Below are 20,897 nucleotides of genomic sequence, written 5' to 3' on the forward strand. Positions count from 1 at the left end.
ATGGAATGCAATAGATATAGGGAAGGCAAATGGTGCGCCACCATCCAGCACAGCTGAGAATGGTCCTAGTGGGTTCGATTCCCACCCCGAAATTTTTTAGCAACATTACAAAAAATTTCGAGGGTGGGACCAGGGCTCTATTTGGCGTGGAGCAGGACTACCTCGGGCTGGAGGGAATATACATGCTCAAGAAACGCGATCTTCAGGATTGCCATGCATTGTACGAATTAATGACGCACCCGGAAGTCTTCCCTTTTGTGCGACAAAAAGCCTATTCCTACGATGAATTTTTATTTATGACCAAGCAGACGATTGAAGCAGAGGAACGCGGTGAGCTCATTTCCCGCACCATCCTGGATGAATGGGGTGCTCCAATAGGAACCATCAATCTGTTCGATATCCAGGAGCAGGCTGGATTCCTCGGCACCTGGCTCGGCAAGCCATACCATGGCAAAGGGTATAACAAGACGGCCAAGGATGCTTTTTTTGATGAGCTTTTTTACGAAGCCGGGATCGAAACGATCTTCATGAGGATCAGAAGTGTCAATCTTCGGTCTCAAAGAGCTGCTGAGAAGCTTCCGTATGTTATTCAGGCAAATGAATCAAGGAAGCATCTTTTCGAACAGCTGAACAAGCAGGAGCTTATCTACAACTTATACGAAATTCCAAAGGACTTATACACGCTTCACGTGATGCGGGGCGGAGTCCAGCAGGTTCAGGACATTTCTCATTTGCTGGAGGCATAACCCGGCACAAACCATAAATGAAAGCCAGTCATTCCAGACTGGCTTTTTTCATTGGGCAGAACTACCGCGCTTCCAGGAAAACCGCATTTATATACGCCTTTTCAAGCCTCTCGACCGGCCTGATCGATGAGGATTCCTTTTCACTGAATTCCTTCAGAATTTTTTTGGGATATTCGAAACGGCTATCAGCGTATTGAGAGGCTGCAGCAGCTCGGAAGTGAATGGTTTGCTCTTTGCAGATTTTGTACTTCTGCCATCTGGAAATCTGTTCAAGGAGTGAGTGGAACCGGTTTAGCTCGAACTCAGGCTTTTCCGGATCTGATGCCGAAAATGCCAGGCATATTCTCTTGCGTGTCATATCGGCCTTCTGCAGCTGCTGGCTTATCGCTTCAAATTCCTTGCTTGAAAAGCTATATAAAGATTTAGGGAACAGCAGAAGATTAATAGTGTCCAATTCCCCGCTTGGCAGACAGGATGAAGATGACCAAATCAGCTTCAATTTATTGGGCGGGACACCGTTCTGGCTGCCCCACAATTCCTCGTCAATGCCTGTGTATGTAAAGCTGTCGATATTTTCCTCACATGCTGCCGCATAAAAAGCATCATAATCAATCGCGCTTCCGCATTTAAAAGAGAAAAGATTGTAAGGCCGTACAAGCCAATTGGCATGGATAATCAGGCGGGCCATCAAATAGTATTCATGAAGCAGAACCGGATAATGCCTCAGCAAGTAAATCCGCTGCCGGGCCCGCTGCCCCTGACTTCCCGGTTCACCTGGAACATCTGGGCACCAGTCCCCCGCTTCCTTCCAAATGGCGGTCAGCTTGTTTGCAATTAGAGATCTCACTATCCACCTCCACCCCTTTTATCCTTCATCATATGCTCCGCCGCTTTCCAAAATGCCATAACAAAAGAGACTGCTTTTCTATGCAGTCTCAGCTTGTGCTTATTTCCCTTGATGTTTATTCAATTCCTCGATGTACAGTTTTCTCACAATATATGTTTTGTACAACTCTATTTTCCTGCGGTCTATTGGATGCTTATTGATCCCCATTTCCTTCAGCTTTTGAATGTACCAGCCTTTTGACCCCTGATATGCCACCCTTCATTCTCCTCTCCAAATCGCTTGTCCGTAAAATATATGCACGGAGAGGCGGCAGAAGACCTTCATGGAGAAATTTCAGGGCAGCGGATCAGCCCCGCTGAAAAACCATAAGTAGAATAGCAGGGAATGATGCAAAGAGAACTTTTTTCTGCAGCATTCATCTCCCTGAATCATAGCATCGGCCCGCAGCATGTATCAAACTGCATTTGCACAGTGAAGGCTGTCAGGAAGGTTATCCAAAAAAGAGAACACCCCTCATTCAAGATAAGAAAAAACAGCATATCCATTTTTGTACTTTCATGTTTAACCTCCGCATACGTATAAAAGACAGACAGGCTTTTTGGCTGGTGCTTCTTAAATATAAAGCTGAACTTTTCTCTCCCCCTTTTTTAATGTCCCGTCTGTGTTCATTGAAAGTTATGTCTTTAAACCTATTAAGTTTTTCTGCAGTTAGTGGTAAAGTGTTTTAATGTTTATCACTGCTTAGTTTTGCTTCAAGGAGGAAAATAATGAGTTACTTGCTATCTGATGATTTTTGGACAAAGTTTGCCATTTCTGCCGGAATCCTGATTTTGTTTTTGCTGCTCCGCAAAGTTTTCACAAGATATATTTTTAAGCTGATTATCGATTTCACCGATAAAAAAGGCATTAACACAGCCTCTTACATCCTTAATTCCTTTCAAAAGCCTGTCAGATGGCTGTTTGTAGTCATTGGGCTGCAGCTGGCACTGCAGTTTTTTCCATATGATCTGATTAGTGATGCTGCCGAAAAAAAGCTGTTCCGGTCCTTTTTCATTCTGCTTGCGGCCTGGGGCCTTTTCAACTTAAGCAGCATGACGACGGTGCTGTTTCCTAAACTGATGAACAGACTTGATATCAATGTTGATAAGCTGGTCATCCCTTTTATTTCCAAGATGGCCAAGACTCTTGTCATTGTTCTCGGAGGAAGCATGATTGCGGAAGAATGGGGATTCAATATCAATGGATTCATAGCCGGACTGGGTCTCGGAGGACTTGCTTTTGCCCTGGCGGCGAAAGAAACAGTTTCCAATTTGTTTGGCGGGATTGTCATTGTAACGGAAAAACCTTTTACAATCGGCGACTGGATTAAAACCCCCAGTGTTGAAGGAACTGTGGAAGATATAACCTTCAGAAGCACTAAGATCCGTACTTTTGCCTAGGCTCTTGTGACTGTTCCCAACTCGACCCTCGCCAATGAGCCGATCATAAACTGGTCAAAAATGGGAAAAAGGCAGATTGCCTTTCACCTCGGGGTTACTTATTCAACATCAAGGGAAAAGCTCCAGACAATCGCAAGGCGCATTGAACTGATGCTCATTGAGCATAAAGAGATCCATAATGACACAATCATTGTCCGCTTTGACCGTTTCAATGAATCAAGCCTTGATATCTACCTGTACTTTTTTACGAATGTTACCTCTTTCGAAGATTATCTTTCCATCAAAGAAGATGTTAATTTTAAAATCATGCATATCCTTGAAGAGGAAGAAGTCAGCATGGCTTTCCCGACACGGACGCTGGTTGTCCAATCAGAAGACGCTCAGGCTCGAAGCAGGATTCTTCAGGAAGAGAAGGCATTGCTGCGTTCATCATGAAGTATGCCTCCGGCGGGAAAAATCTGCTTGCTTTGATAAAGCCGCGCCAATATGGTGCGGCTTTTTATTTTGTTTGAAAGATAAAGGGTTTATCTTATAGCCCACAGATAACCAGAAAGATCAGGAGGCATCAGGCTTCACCCTTCTTCTGGCGAGCTCTATAAAAGCCTCTGCAACGTCAGGATCCCACTGCGTGCCTTTTCCATTCTCAAGGATATTCAAAGCTTTTTCTGGCGGCATGCCTTTGCGGTAAGGCCTGTCAGAGGTCATGGCATCATAAGAATCGGCTACAGCGATGATGCGGCCAAAATAAGGGATAGCATTCCCCTGAAGAGCATCAGGATAGCCTTTTCCATCGATCCTTTCGTGGTGGGAACGAATCCCGGGGAGCAATGACGCCACTTCGCCTGCCGGCTGTACCTGCTTGAGAATGGTTTCACCAATCACCGGATGGGCCTTTATGAACTCAAATTCTTCGTCTGTCAGCTTTCCTTCTTTTTGCAGGACTTCATCCGGGACCCCTATCTTGCCAATATCATGGAGAAGGGCAGATTGATATAGCTTCTTCAGCTCCTCCTCATCGAGCCCAAGCCTCTTTCCTATGTCACGGGAGAAAGAAGCCACTCTCATGGAATGTCCGGAAGTATATGGATCCCTTGCATCAAGTGCGGCTGAGAGCACGGTCATGAAGCTCTCCAGCAGCTGCCTGTTCGTCTCTTCCCTCTGCTTTAATGCTGATATCATGATATTGAAGCCGTTAAAAACCTCTGAGAATTCGTCCGTATAAACATTATCCTCCAAATAGGCAAAGTTCTGTTTCTCCGCCTCTGCCATCTGTGTCTGCAGGCGGGAAATCGGTTCTTCAATATCCTCCGCCATATACTTCGCAGTCAGCACAGCATAGCAAACTGTAATAAAGATGACAACAGCAGCCCACTGCCAAAAAACAGCTGTTTCCATCCCCAGACCTTCCAGCTTGATCTGGGCAGCAACCATGAAGATCAGGACAGGAAGGACACCAATGGCAAGGACTGTCAAACGGAATTTCTTTTTGATAGGAATGGTCGATGGTATCTCCTGCGAAAGCCGCCTGACTGGCGCTCCGGCTGATTTTAAGTGCGCCAGTACCGGCTTGATTGCCCGGAGCGTCAAGTAGAATTCTACAAGGGCGTGCATGCTGGCTACAAGAAAAGCGGCAATGACTGCATACAGCACCATATATAAGGAAAGCTGGAGCACGCCTGCTGCGATAAGGTAAAGTGAAACCGAAGCTGCAGGTACTGTCAGGCCGAGCTGATGCGGGAGCAAAATCCGCTTGACCGTGAGGACTGGAAACTGCTTCAGCCTCAAGATCGCTTTCCTGACAGACTCTGCATCCATTCCATCAGAATGAAAGACAGCACGGATGGGCTTTATATGCTGCCTGAAGAAGAAGCCCTCGGTAAAAAACATGATCATCATTGACCCGGCCAGGATCATCCATATAAGGGCCTTATCATATCCCCTGGCATCAATGGTAGTAAAGATAAAGGTTGCCCCGATTGCCAGCACTGCAATCAAAGAGCCGAATATGTAATTGATTAGGAGTTTCTTAAGAAACCTATTATATATGTCCATCTTTCACAGCACCCTGCATTAAAATTGTAGTTATTTCCTACTATTTTATCACCCTTCCACCTTCAAAACTATACGTACTCGATTCTGAGCCAGGTTTCTCTCAAACTTTCTCTTGTAACAACACAATTTTTTTTCAGCAAAAAGCACATTGCCGCCAGCAATGTGCCCTTCTCATCCTTCACGCCTGTATGCTTTTCCCAATATATCCTTTCCGCCTGTAACCGGGATGATGCTCCCGGTTATAAAGGCGGAATTATCATCACTCAAGAACGAAATGACCCTGGCAATATCCTCCCCGGTGGCATCTCTCTCAGTTTCAGGCAGATTTCCGATCAAATTCCTGGCATGAACGATTTCCCTTTCCTTCCACTCTCCGACGATATCACCGGGACAGACCATATTGGCTGTAATCCCGTTCTCAGACTCTTCAAGTGCAAGAGTCCTGGTGAGAGAAGCCGCAGCCGTTTTTGCTGCAGCAAACGCTGATCTGTATATCCAGCCCGGTGCCGTTTCAACTCTGTCAAATCCTATCGTGATGACCCTTCCCCAGCGTTTTTCCCTCATTTTAGGAAGAAGGAGCTTTGTCAGCCAGAAGACCGCGTTCACATTCCCATTCATCAGGTAGCTCCAATCTTCAAGGGAATAATCGGCCATTCTTTTTCGTTCGTGTATGTATGGTCCGGCATTATGGATCAGGATATCGATTGAGCCGAAATATTTCAGTGACTCCTCAGCGATGCGGCGGCAGTCTTCTGCTAAAGCAATGTCACCCTGGACCGCAATATTCTTTGTCCCATATGTTTCCGTCAGTTCCCCTGCGAGCTGTTCAGCTTTTTCCCTGCTGCTGCGGTAGTTGATTGCAAGCGAAACCCCATTGCCTGCCAGTTCAATGGCTGTCCTTTTTCCGATGCCGGCCGCTCCGCCGGTGATTAAAGCCGTCTTTACATTCACCAAGATACATTACCCCGCAATATATTTTTCTGCTTTCTTAATCACTATACTATGAAGAACCATTGAGATATGCAAATAAAAAGAGGCTGGATGCAAATATAAGCCATTGGACTGACAGCCGGCCATTGTAAGAAATCCATCGTTTATTAACGGTTAGGCTGCTGCCTGCATATAATACTGCAAGATATACTGATTGCGGGGCATATGCCTCTTTAGGAAAGGATGTATCATATGTTTCCCTGGAACCTTTTCCCGTTTAACAAAGACATGAAAAACACGATGCAGCAGCTCAAGCCCGACGAAATTGATAAATATGTTCAAGGTATGATGGGGCAGCTGTTTCCTCAATCAATGCAGGGAATGGGAGGGCCGCAGAATATGATGCAGGGATTTAATCCCTTCCAGCAGGGGAATGCTACTGCTGATCCCTCTCCTCCCGGTTCTTCTAAGCTCGATACCTCTGTCTACGAAACACATGATTATGTTTTTGTCAGGATTGGGATTAAAGATGAATCCTGGCTTAAACAGCTGAAGCTTTATCATACTTCAAACCAGATGATTTTGGAGAATATTCCTGAGTATGGCGACAAACATACAATTACCCTTCCTGTACTTGTGAAAAGGAAAGGCTCTTCTGCCAGCTTCAAAGACAGCATGCTTGAAGTCAGGATACCGAAAAATATTGATATGCAATTTTCTGAGATTGAAGTGACCGAGATCCTGTAGCCGCTTTCCCATGGCATATTTGGGGGATATGAGATGAAAAATCACTAATTTCGGTGACTCCCCGGCATATTACCTGACCCTCCAGGCCTGACAGAGGGGGCAAGAAGACGTTCCCGCAGGACACAGCTCTCTTAACGGGAGCAAGGCACTTACGCTTTTTCTTAAGGAGGCAAGAAGATGGAATTGGAACAATTCAGACAGCTGCTAGAGTGGAGCACCCAGTTCCAAAATGAGCCGATGCTCAGCAATCTGAATAAAAAGAATCATGATGACCGGAATATGTCATCCAATCTGGGAGCAGCGTTCTTTAGCCAGCAGGGCTCCGTTCCCAGATGTGATGTCTACAGATCCGGAAGTTACCTCATTGTGGAAGCAGAACTTCCTGGAATTTCACGGGAAGAAATCAAGGTTCAATTGACTAAGGATGAAATCATTATTAAAGGAAAATATCTGACCTTGCTCCCCAACCGGGAATATTTGATAAAAGAGCGCCCCAGCCTGAACTTTGAGAAAAAGCTTACCATTCCCTTTCAGGTCATTCGGGAAGGAATTGAAACCTCCCTGGAAAGCGGTCTGCTGACAATCGCCATGCCCATTCCTGAAAGCGAAGAAGCTGTCGATATTCCCTTTAAGATGGAAACTTGAACTGCCGGAACTTTTTCAGAGGAGCTTGTCATAGCAAAAGAAAGGATGCTCCCTGTCCATATAGATTTTGCCAGCCTTTTTGTAGCCATTCTTCTCAAATAGCTTCTGGGCTTTCTTATTAAGTGAATATGTATCGGTTCTCATGTAAGGGATATTTTGCTGTACCGCATGCTGTTCGGCAAAGGAAATAAGACGGCTTGCAATTCCGCCTCCCCTGATTTCAGGATTAACGACCAGACGGTGGAACACATAGCATTCCCCAGTATCCTTCTGCCAGGATACCTGGCTGTACTGCTCTGCCTGGACCTGGTCGCATGTAATTGCACCGGCAGGTTCTCCATCCATCTCAGCAGTAAACATCGTTCCGTTCTTGATATCATTAAGGAAATCAGTTTCTGCAGGATATTCATCTGTCCATTGATCATTTTTTTCCTGCTTCATAATCTCAACTGTTTTCTTTACAATTTCCATAATTTTATGTATATCTTTTGGTTCAGCTTTTCTGATGTCCATAGAAATCCCCTGTCTTTAATTAGCTCTAGGAAGTATTGTAACCTTTTTCGGGAAAATCATGAAGGAAAATCGGCCGATTTCAGCACAGGATTGCCCCTGTTGACCACTAAGCTCATGCTCATCTAAATGATGCTGTGTAACAAACAGCCCATCGCGGTTATCCTGAGGATAAATTTTGTACAAAAAAGAGACAGCGGGTGCTGTCTCTTTTGAGGTGCCATATTATTTTCCGATGAACATTTGAGTCCAGTAGTTGCCTTCTGCCACATGGCCTACACCGATGTGTGTGAAGTTGGCGTTCATGATGTTCTTGCGGTGGCCTTCGCTGTTCATCCATGCTTTCACCACTTCTTCAGGTGAACGCTGGCCCATTGCGATGTTTTCACCGGCTGTTCTGTAAGAGATGCCGAATTTCTTCATCATGTCAAACGGAGACCCGTATGTTGGGCTGTTATGGTCAAAATAGCCTTTTGTTTTCATGTCATTAGACTTTTCGCGTGCAACCTTGCTCAGCTCTGTATCAAGCTGAAGGGCAGGTACACCGTTTTTCGCGCGTTCCTGATTAGTAAGCTCGACAACCTTCTGCTCAAACGCACTCACTTGTGATGATGAAGGTGCAGCTTTTGGCTGTTCAGCTTGTGCCGGTGCAGGCTGTTTCGCTGGAGCTGGAGCAGGGGCTGCCTGCTTAGGCTGTTCAGTTTTTGCTGGTGCCGGTGCTGGTGCTTGCTGTTTTGGCTGCTCAGCTTTTGCTGGTGCAGATGCTTCCTGCTTAGGCTGCGCCGCTTTTGCCGGCTGTTTATTTAACTGGACATTTTCCCAGTTGATATTATATTGTTTCAGGTATTTCTGAAGCAGGCTGTTAATTTGTTCATTATTTAAGTTTCCAGAATAATTTACTTTAACTTGCTGTGGAGTCGGGCAATTCGATGCTGCATCTGCCTTGTTAAGTCCTGGTGACACAAGCAATGCTGCTGCCGCTGCTACTGATAAGATCACTTTTTTATTCATGTATGAATCCTCCCTGATTATCGTAGTTTGTTTTTTGTTGCTCTCTTGCTTGCAGTAATATCATAGCATACGATTTTTGTAATATTAGAGGGAGGATTTAACATAATAGTAGTTTTGAAGTACATGGATGTTCTGCAGTTTTCCGCATTCGGGCCATACTTGCAGGAAAAGCTTATTGCATCAGCATATTCTATGAGAATGATTTGGAATATTATTGAATGGATAATAATTAATCTATTGGAAAAGAACATCCCTTTTTCCAAACATATGATAGAGAAGCCTTATTGACACATTTTCAAAGAGGCAGCATTGTTTACTTTTATTACACAGCAATTACAAATGTGAAAGAAATTCGTATATTAGAAAAAAGAAAAAACCCGGAAATTCCAGGTTTTCCATTTCAATCCACTATCATTGGGAGCTTTATGGTTACAGTTGTGCCTGTTCCAGGATCACTGGCTATCCAGATCGTGCCATTATGCAGCTGGACGAGCCTTTCGGCAATGGCGAGCCCTAGGCCAGTACCTCCGTCATCCCTGGATCGGGCTTTGTTTACCCGGTAGAATCGCTGCTTGATATTCTCGAGATCTTCCGGCGGGATTCCGCTTCCTGTATCCTTTATTTCCAGGATGCATTCCTTGCTGCCGGAAGCTTCCAGTGTAATTGCAATATAGCCCCTGTCTGTATATCGGATGCTATTGTCTATTATATTTTGGACAATCTGCTCAATCCTGCCTTCATCGCCATAAATGATGATGTCAGGATCAAGCATTGACTGCATTTCTACTCCCTTTTCCTTAAGTGCGGGTGTGTACCGCACCAGGCTGTCTTCAATAACCTGAGCGAGGGGAAGAGGCATTTTGAGTAATTGGTATTCATCTGTGTCCAGTCTTGATAAATCAAGGAGGTCGCCGACCAGCCGTTCCATCCGGACCGCTTCCCTGTTGATCAGGTGCAGATACTTTTCATCTTTTTCCGCGATCCCTTTCAGGATTGCATCACTATATCCCTTGATATAGCTGATTGGTGTCCTGAGCTCATGCGAAATGTCTGCCAGAAACTCCTTCTTTCTTTCATCTTCTTTCTGGATGGAGGATGACATCTGGTTGAATGCCCTGGCAAGGCGTCCTATTTCGTCTTCCGACTGTATGGTGACCCTGCTGGAATAGTCTCCGGAGGACACTCTTTCTGCTGCATTTTTTATATCTGCAAGCGGATGTGTCAGTTTTCTGATCACTTTTGTCCCGAATATGAAGGCAGCTCCGAGAAACAGCAGAGCAGCTGCTATCCACCAGTAGGCAAAATCCTTTGTGACTTCAGAGATGTTTTCCACGGGGATATATAAGTATAAAATCCCTTCAAGCCTGTTTTCGTCGAGCAAAGGGATGATGACCCCCATGATTCTCCGGCCAAAGCGCTCTTCATACCCTGTTTTAAGGATATGATCTCCTTTTAGGAGCTGCTCTCTTTCTTCAGGTCCGATCAGCGTGTCATAATCTATCTCAAATGGGAGGCAGGCACTCAGCTCTCTTGGATTGCTGACAGCAAAAACTTCCGCATCCGACACTTGGTTATACCACTCCACCTTTTCTTTATACTGTTCGGTAATCGGGCCGGAACGGTACTGTGAGGCAAGCCGCCCGCCTTCTTGAAGGAGCTCTTCCTCAATATGTGAAACATAAAGGTTTTCATAAAACAGATAGGATAGAAAATAAGAGTACACAATGGTGATGACAATGGCGGCCATGATCGCCAGCCAGATTTTCCTTGCCAGGCTGCCTGAGAAGTATGTCATTCGCGGGGCACCTCAAATTTATAGCCGATCCCCCACACTGTCTGTATATAATCTCCTGCCCCAAGCTTCATTCTTAATGTTTTGATGTGGGTATCAACAGTCCTTAAACTGCCGAGGTAATCCATTCCCCAGATCTGCTCTAAAAGCTGTTCCCTGCTCAATGCATGTGATTGGTGGCCGATGAAAAACATCAGGAGCTCATACTCTTTAAGCGTCAGCATGATATGGCTGCCTTCTACCTTCACGCTCCGCGCCTTTTTATCAATATTTATCTTTCCTGCCGCCACTATATTTGAATCGGCTCCGATGATGCTTCCGCTTCTCCTCAGGACCGCATGGATGCGCGCTGTCAATTCGCCCGGGCTGAAAGGCTTGACGATGTAGTCATCTCCCCCGATCTGCAGCCCTCTTACCTTATCCCACTCTTCTCCTTTTGCAGATAAAAAAATGACCGGGACCTCATATTGGGCAAGGATCTTCTCACAAACTGCGAATCCATCCTCACCAGGCATCATGATATCCAAAAGGATGAGATCAGGGACATTTTTTCCTAGTTCATTCAGCGCTTCTGTCCCTCCTGCTGCATAGCGGCAGCGGAAGCCGGCGTTCTCTAAGTACATTCCGATCAAGTGCCGCATATCTTCTTCATCATCAACTATCAATAATTCTATATTATTCATCACTTTTTATGTCCCCCCGGAGTATGATCTGGAATGGCCCTTCTCCTGTTTTGATCGTCTTTTTGACCTGGAGCGGTCCGGGATCAATCAGGTGGACATCGCTGCTGTCATAGCCCGCTATAATCAGATACTCCCCGAAAGAAAGCATTTCAAAAGGATTGGCCCCAACCTGGATGCTGTTTACCTTTTTACCGAGGCTGTCCATCTTATATAATGTACTGGAGCCGTGGCTGAGGGCATAGATAAATCCATTCATCTCGGCAAATCCTACCGGCATGGTAGGGGCAGGGATTGATTTTACCAAAATGCCCGTATCCAGGCTGTAAACATGGATGTCCTTCTCGGCTTCTGCACCCTCTCCATGCCCGCCTATCCAAAGTTCCCCTTCTTCCTCTCTAATCAGGGCACCCGCTGCGGAAGGGTGAATTTTAAAGGACGATACCTTCCTGCCTTGATTTAAATTTATGACTGTCATCATTTCGTGATTGAAGCTGGAGACAAATAATCTCCCTTTTTCCTTTTCTTCAAGTATCGTCAATGGATCTTCTTCCGTTGGAACGGCACCGGTTTCTTTACCTTTTAAATCATAAAACCTGACTTCGTCTTTTTCCTGATCGGCAAAAGCAATTTCCTCCCGGCTTCCAAGGAGCCTGCCGTTGACTATCCCAGCACCTGCGGGCCATTCACCGATCTTTGCACCTTCCTCGAGTGAATACATATCAATGGTATCCAGCTGCTTTCCGTATAATAGCAGCGAGTCCCCATCAGGAAGGATCAGGCCGCCCGTATACGGCTTTTGCAGATCCCAGGTTTCCATTTCAGCCTGTGCATCCAAATCAATGAAGGTCAAAGACATGTCCTTAATATTGACGGTGGCCGCCACCTTTTTGTTCTTTGCAATTGGCGGAAATTGTTCAGAACTGCAGGCTGTCAGCACCAGCAGCATCCATGCCAATCCCAGCGTCAGTCCGATTGCCCTCATGAGTGTTCCCCTTTTCTGCTATGTATACGAAGATTATATCCTTCTCCTGTGAAGTATTTGTGAAAAGTTATTGATCATATTTTTAGACCGGCTTTGCCATTTTTCTCAATTCAAGGGGTCATGCAGCTGAGGACCCTCATGAAGTAATTTGTTCAAATAACTGGCAATGCATATCTATCAGAATAAGCTTATCTTCAGGGTATATGTCCGACTCTGTAATCCTCTTAACAGCCAGGTAGAACTTTTCTGCCTCCCGCTTTCTGGCACGCGGATGGGCATTTTCATCCTTCAGCTCCCTCCGGATAGCATCCTTGAGAATATCTTCGGGTGTTCCGGGACCTTCAAGCCTGCGGTTGTTCCAAAGCTGCCTGTACTGGTCAAGCAAATAAGCATAATCATTGTTCATTTTTCAATCTCTCCTTGCCTGCGTCTTTCCATCCTTTCTAGTATACCCCTACTATATATGCATAAAGAAGACTGCAATGGCAAAAAATACGTTCACCGGCAAAATTACAGGAAGTATGAAAGGAGAATGTTCATGGGGACACCTTACCGCTGCCCGAACTGTAAAACCAATCGAAGCAGGTTCAATATCATCAGGCAGGTAGCACAGCCAGTAAAGCTCGATCCCGGCTCTGGCAGTGTTTTGGAAGAATATGCTGAAGAGCAGCTGAGCCCTTTCCATATGGCTTATAAAGGACCTGAAGTCAGGGTGCAGTGTGCAGCCTGCGGGCTGGTAGAGGATGAGAAGACGTTTGTAAAGTTTGGAGAGATGAAATAGAAATGGGGGATGCCAAAGCATTCCCTTTTTACTTTTCTGCAAGCCTTTATACTGGAAAAAGAAAACCGCTTATTCGACTAAGCGGTTTTCTTCAAGGAATTTTTGCGCATTTACTTTCCAGCCGTCAAAAGCTGACATTTTTATCAATTCCATTTTTCCTTCGTAATGCCTTTTTCCTTCATTTTTAATATACCAGTCAATTTCAACAGGGACTTCTAGAAGCTGGTTCTGCTTTTCCTCCATGCTGAAGCCGCCGGAAGCACTTTCAAGCTGAACATTTTCAATGATAGGGAGGATTTTTTTCCATGGCAGCTTTTGCAAAGAAAGCATGCCTGCAATATTTTCATCCTGCTGCTTCAAACCTGCAATGAATGCTGAAGCTGCTTCTTCCGGTTCTGCACTTCCGGTGTATGCATCCAGTTCTCCTGCTGACTTCAAAATCATCAATTTATGGGATAAGTCCATCTCATCTCTCCGATGAGTGGTGCTTCCGTTAAAATGGATGCAGAAGTGGCCGGGAAAGTTATTGGCAAGTGCTCCAGCTCCATGGGGCATCCCATGCATTGAAGCCGCTATTCTCAATTTTTCCGATTTTACAATGATCGCTCTCCGCCTCCAGCTCCACTTGCCATCATAAATTTTCTTCATCAAGGCTGTGTCCTTCGGCGTCAATGGCTGGACATCTGCATGGCGGCTTCCTGCCCTCCGCTGCACTTTGAATTCCCTTCCCGTTTCTACATCCTCTACCGTGAATGTACTATATCGGGGAAGGAGCTCATTGACTTCAGACCATTCGAGGAGCGCTGGCCTGACGGATGCATCAGCATAGGAATAGTATCCCTGAAGAAGAAAGCTTGCGAAAATAAAGGCTGACAACTGTTTTAAGAACTTCATTTTCATCACTCAATTTCTCTCTTGATAGGATGGGTCATGCGGCCCTCAATGAAAAGTGTCCCACGCAAACCTTATTTTATGCGCCGGTATCCCGGCAAGGTTAAATGAGCAAAAAAAGAGCCTCGGGCGCCGCCCAGGCTCTTTTAATTGATACTACATAAGTTTTTGAAACAGCTTTACCAGCTGATCCAGCTCTTCTTCAGTAAAAGAGCGGAATTTTGCCTGCAAATAGGCAGATTTTTTTTCCTCCAGTTTTTTAACAAGTTCCTGGCCGGTTTCTGTAAGCACCAATTCCACCACTCTCCGGTCATTTTCAGAACGGCTTCTCGTCATATAGCCTTTTCTGACAAGTGAATCGGTCACGCTTGTAATGTGGCTTGCCGATACATTCAGCTCTTTAGAAATGGCAGAAGCCATCATAGGTTCGTCTGCTATTAGTTTCAGCACAGTGAATTCATTGCTTGTGACTTCATCGCCCATCAGCTTATTCACTTCCTGCCTCAAAGTCCGAAAAACAGTCCGGAATGCTCTTTCCAGTTCTGCTGCTTGTTTCAAAGAAAATCGTCCCTTCCCTATATGGGCTAAATGATCTTTTCGTTAATTATATCATTCACTCCATGTCCTTCAATTTCCCGCTGACCTGCTCCCAGTCTATATTTTCGCCGATAAAGACCATGTTTAAGGGCATATTCATATATTCCTTCATATATATGGGCATTCCATAAGAAAATTGGAACAAGAAAGGATAGCCCTCAGCAGAAAATTTTATATATCCTTTTATTCTAAAAATTGAATCAGGAAGCTCCCTCAGGAAAGACTCAAACGCTTCCTGGCTGACTGGCCCTTTAAAGGTATGAACATAAGATCCAAGGTTCAAATCCTTTATCGAGGCCTTTTCAGCCCCGGTCTTACGGTTCGTTTTAAGCCCGCGGACCATGTCCATCGAAACTTTGGAATATGTGGTGAGAATTGGCATAACATGCTGGTTAAAAGACTGAATTTCCATCACGGCAGAGGCTTGCTCTGAACTGGTCATCTCATCCGATTTATTCACCAGGATCAAGTCTGCATGCCGCACCTGCTCTATGAGCAGCTGCTGAACCTGCGGGCTCAGCGACTTCCGGCACAGCCATCTCATCCCGTCAATCGCAGTCATGATGCCTTTAACCTGCAGTTTGTCTGCGAACAGCGGCGACAGGACAGCATCAAGCACTTCCACAGGGTGGGCTGCGCCCGTCGTTTCAATATAGATCACTTCAGGTTTTTCATCATAAAGCAGCCCCTGCAGCTGGGATTCCAATTTATCCTGGATGCTGCAGCAAATACAGCCGCCAAGCAGTTCTTTCAAAGGAACCTCACCATCTACCGCTTCCGAATCAATGGAAACCTTCCCAAGCTCATTCATCATGACCGCTGTCTTCCGGCCATCCTTCTTTTCCTGTAAAAGCAGCTTCTTCAACAAAGTGGTCTTTCCGCTTCCAAGGAATCCTGATAATATATAAACCTCTGTTTTATTTACCATTTCAGCATGTTCACTTCCTGACAAAATTGGTTAACGCTCCAATCATATGTTACCTAAACTTTGCCTTGTTTGAAAGCAAAAAAGCTGCAAAGGCATTTTCAAGCTTAAAATTACTCCGGACCATAAAAATAAAAGGGCATGGCTGCCCTTTTATTATTGTTTTTCTCCAATAAACTGCTTGATTGCCTTTTTATTTTCTCCAAAATCAATTTCAAGCACGGCTCCAGCTTCCTCTACAAGCTTATTTTCATAGCTGTCGCTTACTGGAATCCTCAATGTCTGAACATCTTCAGCGGAATTGAGCAGATAGGAAACGGCCAGCGGGATCGCTTCATCTGCACCAATGTCGGTTTCAATATACTTTGCTGCTTCTAAAACTACTGCCGGCAAACCAATCATCCCTTCTATATCGCTGAACCTTTCAGCAAGCTTGTTTTTGAGAGCGGTTAAAACCTCCTGCTGGCGCTCAACCCGGCCAAAATCGCTTTCACCGTCATGCCTGAAGCGGACATATGACAAAAGCTCTTCTCCGTGAAGGATTTGCTTCCCAGGCTGCAGATCCAGTTTCATATCCTCTATCATTTCCTGAGACACTTCCAGTTCCAGCCCATCAGGGGCAATCAGATCAGCTGCGGCAATGAAGCCTTTGAAATCGATAATGGCAGTATGGTCGATTTCCAGTCCAAAATTCGCCTCAACCGTCTCCTTTAGCAATTCTTTCCCGCCTTCATAATACGCATGATTCAGTTTTGCCCGCTTTCCTGTTCCCGGTATTTCAACGTAAGTGTCCCTCATCAAAGAAATAAGCTTGATTTCTTTCTCTTCGGGCATATAAGCTGCAGCTATGATGCTGTCAGACCTTGAGTGTGCTTCTCCCCTGCTGTCCACTCCGACCAGGAGGAAAGTCGTTCCCTCTACATCCTCCCTTAGAGGGTTACTATCATTTCCTATTGGATCTGGAACGCCAGGAGCTCCGTTGCCCGCCCCTTGATCAATGGGCCCCGAGCATGCAGTCAATTGAATGGATAAGCAGATGAAAAGCAATATTTTTTTCGTCACTGGCCTGCCTCCCTAGTATCGTTTAAATTCATTTTCGGGCATCCGGCGCTGCCCTATACCTCACGGGGAAAATTTGTTAAATTCCGACTCCTGGCAAATACAGAAAAGGACCGGCCTGCATGCCGGTCCTTTCCATTTGATATATTACTGCAGTTTCTCTTTAAGCACCTCGACTGCTTTTTGAATCTGCGTATCATTTTTAAGAAGCTTTTCTCTTAAGAGATCCATCATCTTTACCGTGGTATCTCCAGTGATTACACCAGTTTGCTCGAGCTTCTGAGCTTTTTGAAGCTGAATGACTGCCTGCTTTGTTTTTTCGTCAAAGAATCCGTCAGTCCTGCCTGGTTCATAGCCAAGCGCCTTCAGCATCTCCTGTGCAGCCTTTACTTCAGCAGAAGAAGAAGACATCTTCAGTTCGCTGTCAGGATTAATGAACGGAAGGGATGCATAGGAAGGAAGCTCTGCTTTATAATCAGGCTCGATGCCTTTTTCATGGATCCAGTTGGCTTCCGGCGTGAGCCATTTTTCCGTTGTGAATTTCATGTTCGATCCATCTGTGAAATCTTCTGCACGCTGCACTGTGCCTTTTCCGAATGACTTCTCGCCAACGAGAGGGACACCTGCGGATTCGTGTACAGCCGCTGCCAGTATTTCAGAAGCACTCGCACTTCCTTTGTCGATTACGACTACAAGCGGGATGTCAGGACTGCCTTCAGAATTGGATTCTACCACTTCACGATTGCCTTCCCTGTCTTCGATCTGGAATAATATTTCCCCTTCCGGCACGAACAGGCTTGAGATACTGATCGCCTGGTTCAGCAATCCCCCAGGATTCTGCCTCAAATCGAGGACAAGTCCCTTCATTCCCTGCTTCTGCAGATCGTTCAGCACATCAATGAGCTCTTTTGAGGTGTTTTCAGAGAACGTGGTGATCTGGACTTTTGCAATACCATCTTCCAGCATTTCTCCATACACGGTTTCAAGCGGGATTGTATCCCTGGTAATGCTTATTTTCATCGCTTCATCAGCGCCTGCCCGCTGGATTTCAAGCTCTACTTTTGTACCTTTCTTGCCCCGTATCATAGTTACTGCTTCTGTAGAGCTCTTGCCCTGAAGGCTTTTCCCATCCACAGATAGGACTTTGTCATTCGGCTTCAGGCCGGACTTTTCTGCCGGCGAGCCTTTGAGCGGAGAAACAATGATGATCTGCCCGTTTTGCTCCTGAATTTCTGCACCTATACCTTCAAATGAAGAAGAGATGCTCTGATGGAAGCTTGCTGCTTCTTCTTCATTCATATAGTCTGAATAAGGATCATCCAGGGACTCTACCATCCCGTTAATAGCCCCGTTAATGAGTGTGTCCTGCTCCACGTCCTTGTAGTAGCTGCCTTTCAATGTATCGTAAGCGGAATACAGCTTATCAAATTCGTTTCGTTCATTGCCGATGCTGACAGCTTTTTCATCCCCGAATGCCAGCGCGAAGGTTGTAATTCCAGCAGCCAGGAATACAATGAAAAAAAGCAGCATGACAAATTGAAACTTCTTCATCCGGATATATCCGGAATCAAGCTGCCTGTCTGAATTTTCCTGGTCTAAATGATTATTGTCCAAGCTGTTCACCACTTTCGTTTCCATAAAGAAGTCCTTAGACCCTTAAAAATTAGAATAACATTTTATAGAGTAAATTAACAAAGAAATATGTACAAATACGGAAAAATCTATGAATGAAAGATGACATTTTCTGAATAGGCCAATTTAAAAGGATGGCATGCTCCCATGCCATCCCCAAAAATCAATCAGGCAATACCATACCCTTCATTTTCAATTGCTTCCTTGATCAAAGATTCCGATGTCTGCTCCGGATCATAATCGACCTCTACTGTTTTCCCCTGAAGTGCTATTGACACCCCGGCAACCCCATCAAGTGAAAGGAGGGCGTTCTTTATGGATTCTTCACAATGATCGCATGTCATTTCAGGTACGGTCATGGTTGTTTTATTCATGATTATCTTCCTCCCTTTTCAGTCCTGCAGTCATTCTATTCCCCGATCAGGACAGGTGAAAACAGCATCCTGACATGATTATATTTCCTTCACAATGCTGAAGTACTCTTCGAGAGTCAGCTTTTTTGCATAAATTCCCTCCGCTGCCGGGCCGACATAGCGGAAATGCCAGGGCTCATACTGATAGCCTGTTATACTTTCCTTGCCTTTAGGGTAGCGCAGGATAAAGCCGAATTTATGGGCATTTCCGGCAAGCCATTTTCCTTCTGCAGTATCACCGAACGCTTCAGAGAGCTCCAGTTTGGCGCTTCTGCTGGATATATCCATTGCCAGACCGGATTGATGCTCGCTGCTGCCGGGCATGGCTACCGCCTGGACAGCCTTTTCCTCCCCTGCCCGCTGGATTTCAGCATCAAGTATCACTGCCTGCCTATCATATGAACGATATCCGGACACGGCAAACAATTCAATTCCGGATTGCTTTGCCGCAGCAAACATCTTTTCCATATGAGCAGCCGCGTCCTTGCGGATATAACTTTTTTCAATATCCTGTTCTCCGAAAGAGAACGGGACTTTTGGCCGGACGAGATCTTCAGGGACGTAATTGCCAGGAAGCATAAACTCTTTATTGACAAGCGCCATGATATTATCAGGATTTTGGATCACTTTCTTGCCGCCTGTTTCTGTTATCTGATTAAAAAATGCTGTTTCCAGAACGGGTCCATCCTGGGCAGCCTCTTCATTGTCAGTTTCAGTGTCATTGTCAGTTTGAGCCTGTCCATCTGTTGACCCGGTTTCATGGGCACCTTCTTTGGCTTCATCAGCAGGTGTCTCTGAAGCCTGCCCGCCTTCTGGCCAAAAAGGAATTTTGCTGACAAATGGCTCGATTCTGCTGCATCCCCCAAGGATAAAAACAGCCGATGCGATGATCAATATTTTCTTCATTTCTTTCACCTATCCTATTGTTGTACCGAATGTTAGTATTTCACAATATGTTTATCTTAACACTTTTTGCACTGCATCCGAAAGCATAGATAGTATCGATATCAGCAAAAAAAGAAGATGCCCGGCATGGGGGCATCGTTCTTAGTGATTATTTAATGGCTGCTTCGAGTGCTACCTCGATCATTTCGCTGAAAGTTGTCTGCCTTTCCTGGGAAGTCGTTTCTTCGCCGGTAAGGATATGGTCGCTTACAGTCAGGACTGACAGAGCCTTTCTTCCATATTTTGCTGCAAGTGTATAAAGGGCAGCTGTCTCCATCTCAATGGCAAGAATTTGATATTTCGCCCATTTTTCGAGCTCGGAATTGTCATTATAAAACATATCTGCTGTGAATACATTGCCAACCTTCAAGTTCAGGCCTTTTTTCTCCCCGGCATCATAGGCGCTTTTCAGTAGGCCAAAGTCAGCGGTAGGGGCATAGTCCACTCCGCCGAATGTAAGGCGGTTCATCTGCGAATCGGTTGAAGCGCTCATGGCCAGGATAACATCCCTTACTTTTACATCCTTTTGGATGGCGCCGCAAGTACCAACCCTGATGAGGTTCTGGACATTATAGCTGTTCATCAGTTCATTGATATAAATCGATATGGATGGAACACCCATTCCGGTCCCCTGGACAGAAATCTTTTTCCCTTTGTAAGTGCCTGTATATCCAAACATGTTCCGGACTTCATTGTAGCATTCAGCACCTTCAAGGAAGGTTTCAGCTATATATTTAGCACGCAAAGGGTCTCCTGGAAGCAGAACCGTCTCTGCAATCTGATTTTCTTCTGCACCGATATGTACACTCATCTTTTGTACCTCCAATGTTTTTCTGAAGCATGGTTTGCAACTGCTTTCACATCACACTATACCATATTTCCGCTGATGCTGGAAAACCAAGTGATGCCAGCATGTTTTTTTTCTGACCGGGCAATCTAATATTAGTCTTTCCCAAGGAGGGATAAACATGCCGCAAGAACCGATGAGCAAAAAGCTGAGACAGGCTGTCCAGCATGCGAATGAAACCAATCCATCTTCACGTTCCAATACTGAACCGCATACCTCCAAAACAGTACGGAGGAAGCATAAACAATAGTCTATCTGAGATCATATCAGAGGAGGAGAAGCGAAAGTGGGAAAAAAACACCGCAGCCGCATCAATTCGCCAAAGAAAAACAATCATATTCCGCCTGAAGCCATTGCAGCTGAACATGAAGCCCACGGCAAAGAAAATTCTGCCGAAAGAAGAAAAAAATAATAAGCAAAGCA

The 20,897-nt window shown here is 45.3% G+C and carries 24 protein-coding genes and 1 pseudogene; 7 read left to right on the forward strand and 18 right to left on the reverse strand.

Annotated features, from left to right (window positions below):
• The first annotated feature begins 182 nt into the window (after nt 1-182).
• Nucleotides 183-746, forward strand: a complete 564-nt coding sequence (locus AC4E8B_RS15550) for a GNAT family N-acetyltransferase (RefSeq protein WP_490214267.1) — start codon at nt 183-185, stop codon at nt 744-746.
• Between the two features lie 61 nt (nt 747-807).
• On the opposite strand, the gene AC4E8B_RS15555 is transcribed toward AC4E8B_RS15550, so the two are convergent.
• Both AC4E8B_RS15555 and AC4E8B_RS15560 read right to left on the reverse strand, forming a co-directional pair.
• Nucleotides 808-1,593 (reverse strand): hypothetical protein, encoded by a 786-nt coding sequence (locus tag AC4E8B_RS15555; protein WP_490214268.1) that lies wholly within the window; start codon nt 1,591-1,593, stop codon nt 808-810.
• A 99-nt stretch (nt 1,594-1,692) separates the two neighbouring features.
• Complete coding sequence (locus AC4E8B_RS15560) at nt 1,693-1,848, reverse strand: YflJ family protein (RefSeq protein ID WP_490214269.1); 156 nt, start codon at nt 1,846-1,848, stop codon at nt 1,693-1,695.
• Nucleotides 1,849-2,360: 512 nt separating this feature from the next.
• Between AC4E8B_RS15560 and AC4E8B_RS15565 the strand changes: the two are divergent.
• Nucleotides 2,361-3,467: pseudogene (locus tag AC4E8B_RS15565) on the forward strand (mechanosensitive ion channel family protein).
• A gap of 120 nt (nt 3,468-3,587) precedes the next feature.
• Here the strand turns inward: AC4E8B_RS15565 and AC4E8B_RS15570 are convergent.
• Together AC4E8B_RS15570 and AC4E8B_RS15575 are read right to left on the reverse strand one after the other, a co-directional pair.
• Nucleotides 3,588-5,084: an HD-GYP domain-containing protein gene (locus tag AC4E8B_RS15570; RefSeq protein WP_490214270.1), complete on the reverse strand. Its 1,497-nt coding sequence runs from the start codon at nt 5,082-5,084 to the stop codon at nt 3,588-3,590.
• A gap of 171 nt (nt 5,085-5,255) precedes the next feature.
• Nucleotides 5,256-6,035 carry an SDR family oxidoreductase gene (locus AC4E8B_RS15575; RefSeq protein ID WP_490219714.1) on the reverse strand — a complete coding sequence of 260 codons (780 nt, stop codon included), beginning with the start codon at nt 6,033-6,035 and terminating at the stop codon, nt 5,256-5,258.
• A 231-nt stretch (nt 6,036-6,266) separates the two neighbouring features.
• On the opposite strand from AC4E8B_RS15575, the gene AC4E8B_RS15580 reads away from it, so the two are divergent.
• Nucleotides 6,267-6,761, forward strand: a complete 495-nt coding sequence (locus AC4E8B_RS15580; protein WP_490214271.1) for an Hsp20/alpha crystallin family protein — start codon at nt 6,267-6,269, stop codon at nt 6,759-6,761.
• Between the two features lie 177 nt (nt 6,762-6,938).
• The gene (locus tag AC4E8B_RS15585) at nt 6,939-7,406 is read left to right on the forward strand and encodes an Hsp20/alpha crystallin family protein (RefSeq protein WP_490214272.1); all 468 of its coding nucleotides are present in this window, start codon (nt 6,939-6,941) and stop codon (nt 7,404-7,406) included.
• A gap of 15 nt (nt 7,407-7,421) precedes the next feature.
• On the opposite strand, the gene AC4E8B_RS15590 is transcribed toward AC4E8B_RS15585, so the two are convergent.
• The 6 genes from AC4E8B_RS15590 to AC4E8B_RS15615 form a co-directional block, all read right to left on the reverse strand.
• Nucleotides 7,422-7,919 carry a GNAT family N-acetyltransferase gene (locus tag AC4E8B_RS15590; protein WP_490214273.1) on the reverse strand — a complete coding sequence of 166 codons (498 nt, stop codon included), beginning with the start codon at nt 7,917-7,919 and terminating at the stop codon, nt 7,422-7,424.
• 222 nt (nt 7,920-8,141) lie between these two features.
• Entirely contained in the window at nt 8,142-8,927 is a 786-nt protein-coding gene (locus tag AC4E8B_RS15595) for a CAP domain-containing protein (protein ID WP_490214274.1), read from the reverse strand.
• 400 nt (nt 8,928-9,327) lie between these two features.
• On the reverse strand, nt 9,328-10,722 hold the full coding sequence (locus tag AC4E8B_RS15600) for a sensor histidine kinase (RefSeq protein WP_490214275.1): 1,395 nt from the start codon (nt 10,720-10,722) through the stop codon (nt 9,328-9,330).
• The gene (locus tag AC4E8B_RS15605) at nt 10,719-11,402 is read right to left on the reverse strand and encodes a response regulator transcription factor (protein ID WP_490219715.1); all 684 of its coding nucleotides are present in this window, start codon (nt 11,400-11,402) and stop codon (nt 10,719-10,721) included. Before AC4E8B_RS15605 ends, AC4E8B_RS15600 begins: the two co-directional genes overlap by 4 nt.
• Nucleotides 11,395-12,384 (reverse strand): YncE family protein, encoded by a 990-nt coding sequence (locus AC4E8B_RS15610; protein ID WP_490214276.1) that lies wholly within the window; start codon nt 12,382-12,384, stop codon nt 11,395-11,397. The genes AC4E8B_RS15605 and AC4E8B_RS15610 overlap by 8 nt, the downstream gene beginning before the upstream one ends.
• A 136-nt stretch (nt 12,385-12,520) precedes the next feature.
• On the reverse strand, nt 12,521-12,790 hold the full coding sequence (locus AC4E8B_RS15615; protein ID WP_490214277.1) for a hypothetical protein: 270 nt from the start codon (nt 12,788-12,790) through the stop codon (nt 12,521-12,523).
• 132 nt (nt 12,791-12,922) lie between these two features.
• Here AC4E8B_RS15615 and AC4E8B_RS15620 point away from each other — a divergent pair, with 132 nt between their 5' ends.
• Entirely contained in the window at nt 12,923-13,165 is a 243-nt protein-coding gene (locus AC4E8B_RS15620; protein ID WP_490214278.1) for a DNA alkylation repair protein, read from the forward strand.
• A gap of 69 nt (nt 13,166-13,234) precedes the next feature.
• On the opposite strand, the gene AC4E8B_RS15625 is transcribed toward AC4E8B_RS15620, so the two are convergent.
• From AC4E8B_RS15625 to deoD, 8 genes are all read right to left on the reverse strand, one after another.
• Nucleotides 13,235-14,065, reverse strand: a complete 831-nt coding sequence (locus AC4E8B_RS15625) for a hypothetical protein (protein WP_490219717.1) — start codon at nt 14,063-14,065, stop codon at nt 13,235-13,237.
• 147 nt (nt 14,066-14,212) lie between these two features.
• The gene (locus AC4E8B_RS15630; protein WP_490214279.1) at nt 14,213-14,614 is read right to left on the reverse strand and encodes a MarR family winged helix-turn-helix transcriptional regulator; all 402 of its coding nucleotides are present in this window, start codon (nt 14,612-14,614) and stop codon (nt 14,213-14,215) included.
• 55 nt (nt 14,615-14,669) lie between these two features.
• Nucleotides 14,670-15,581, reverse strand: coding sequence for a CobW family GTP-binding protein (locus AC4E8B_RS15635; protein WP_490214280.1), 912 nt, complete (start codon nt 15,579-15,581; stop codon nt 14,670-14,672).
• 153 nt (nt 15,582-15,734) lie between these two features.
• Nucleotides 15,735-16,640 (reverse strand): LCP family protein, encoded by a 906-nt coding sequence (locus tag AC4E8B_RS15640; protein ID WP_490214281.1) that lies wholly within the window; start codon nt 16,638-16,640, stop codon nt 15,735-15,737.
• 144 nt (nt 16,641-16,784) lie between these two features.
• Entirely contained in the window at nt 16,785-18,275 is a 1,491-nt protein-coding gene (locus AC4E8B_RS15645; RefSeq protein ID WP_490214282.1) for a lmo1851 family serine protease, read from the reverse strand.
• Nucleotides 18,276-18,436: 161 nt separating this feature from the next.
• Nucleotides 18,437-18,643, reverse strand: a complete 207-nt coding sequence (locus AC4E8B_RS15650) for a heavy-metal-associated domain-containing protein (RefSeq protein ID WP_490214283.1) — start codon at nt 18,641-18,643, stop codon at nt 18,437-18,439.
• A 78-nt stretch (nt 18,644-18,721) separates the two neighbouring features.
• The gene (locus AC4E8B_RS15655) at nt 18,722-19,597 is read right to left on the reverse strand and encodes a D-alanyl-D-alanine carboxypeptidase family protein (protein ID WP_490214284.1); all 876 of its coding nucleotides are present in this window, start codon (nt 19,595-19,597) and stop codon (nt 18,722-18,724) included.
• Between the two features lie 139 nt (nt 19,598-19,736).
• Complete coding sequence (gene deoD, locus AC4E8B_RS15660) at nt 19,737-20,438, reverse strand: purine-nucleoside phosphorylase (protein WP_490214285.1); 702 nt, start codon at nt 20,436-20,438, stop codon at nt 19,737-19,739.
• A gap of 157 nt (nt 20,439-20,595) precedes the next feature.
• Here deoD and AC4E8B_RS15665 point away from each other — a divergent pair, with 157 nt between their 5' ends.
• Both AC4E8B_RS15665 and AC4E8B_RS15670 read left to right on the forward strand, forming a co-directional pair.
• Nucleotides 20,596-20,724: a hypothetical protein gene (locus tag AC4E8B_RS15665; protein WP_009795474.1), complete on the forward strand. Its 129-nt coding sequence runs from the start codon at nt 20,596-20,598 to the stop codon at nt 20,722-20,724.
• A gap of 36 nt (nt 20,725-20,760) precedes the next feature.
• On the forward strand, nt 20,761-20,886 hold the full coding sequence (locus AC4E8B_RS15670; protein ID WP_490214286.1) for a hypothetical protein: 126 nt from the start codon (nt 20,761-20,763) through the stop codon (nt 20,884-20,886).
• Nucleotides 20,887-20,897 lie beyond the last annotated feature (11 nt).

The sequence above is a fragment of the Bacillus sp. SRL543 genome (genome assembly GCF_984799205.1).

Bases quoted from the DNA above. Each gene is read 5' to 3' on its own strand.
- AC4E8B_RS15550 (WP_490214267.1), top strand. From the start codon at position 183: ATGCTCAAGAAACGCGATCTTCAGGATTGCCATGCATTGTACGAATTA.
- AC4E8B_RS15570 (WP_490214270.1), bottom strand. From the start codon at position 5,084: ATGGACATATATAATAGGTTTCTTAAGAAACTCCTAATCAATTACATA.
- AC4E8B_RS15580 (WP_490214271.1), top strand. From the start codon at position 6,267: ATGTTTCCCTGGAACCTTTTCCCGTTTAACAAAGACATGAAAAACACG.
- AC4E8B_RS15585 (WP_490214272.1), top strand. From the start codon at position 6,939: ATGGAATTGGAACAATTCAGACAGCTGCTAGAGTGGAGCACCCAGTTC.
- AC4E8B_RS15590 (WP_490214273.1), bottom strand. From the start codon at position 7,919: ATGGACATCAGAAAAGCTGAACCAAAAGATATACATAAAATTATGGAA.
- AC4E8B_RS15595 (WP_490214274.1), bottom strand. From the start codon at position 8,927: ATGAATAAAAAAGTGATCTTATCAGTAGCAGCGGCAGCAGCATTGCTT.
- AC4E8B_RS15600 (WP_490214275.1), bottom strand. From the start codon at position 10,722: ATGACATACTTCTCAGGCAGCCTGGCAAGGAAAATCTGGCTGGCGATC.
- AC4E8B_RS15605 (WP_490219715.1), bottom strand. From the start codon at position 11,402: ATGAATAATATAGAATTATTGATAGTTGATGATGAAGAAGATATGCGG.
- AC4E8B_RS15610 (WP_490214276.1), bottom strand. From the start codon at position 12,384: ATGAGGGCAATCGGACTGACGCTGGGATTGGCATGGATGCTGCTGGTG.
- AC4E8B_RS15615 (WP_490214277.1), bottom strand. From the start codon at position 12,790: ATGAACAATGATTATGCTTATTTGCTTGACCAGTACAGGCAGCTTTGG.
- AC4E8B_RS15620 (WP_490214278.1), top strand. From the start codon at position 12,923: ATGGGGACACCTTACCGCTGCCCGAACTGTAAAACCAATCGAAGCAGG.
- AC4E8B_RS15625 (WP_490219717.1), bottom strand. From the start codon at position 14,065: ATGAAAATGAAGTTCTTAAAACAGTTGTCAGCCTTTATTTTCGCAAGC.
- AC4E8B_RS15635 (WP_490214280.1), bottom strand. From the start codon at position 15,581: ATGGTAAATAAAACAGAGGTTTATATATTATCAGGATTCCTTGGAAGC.
- AC4E8B_RS15645 (WP_490214282.1), bottom strand. From the start codon at position 18,275: ATGGAAACGAAAGTGGTGAACAGCTTGGACAATAATCATTTAGACCAG.
- AC4E8B_RS15650 (WP_490214283.1), bottom strand. From the start codon at position 18,643: ATGAATAAAACAACCATGACCGTACCTGAAATGACATGCGATCATTGT.
- deoD (WP_490214285.1), bottom strand. From the start codon at position 20,438: ATGAGTGTACATATCGGTGCAGAAGAAAATCAGATTGCAGAGACGGTT.
- AC4E8B_RS15665 (WP_009795474.1), top strand. From the start codon at position 20,596: ATGCCGCAAGAACCGATGAGCAAAAAGCTGAGACAGGCTGTCCAGCAT.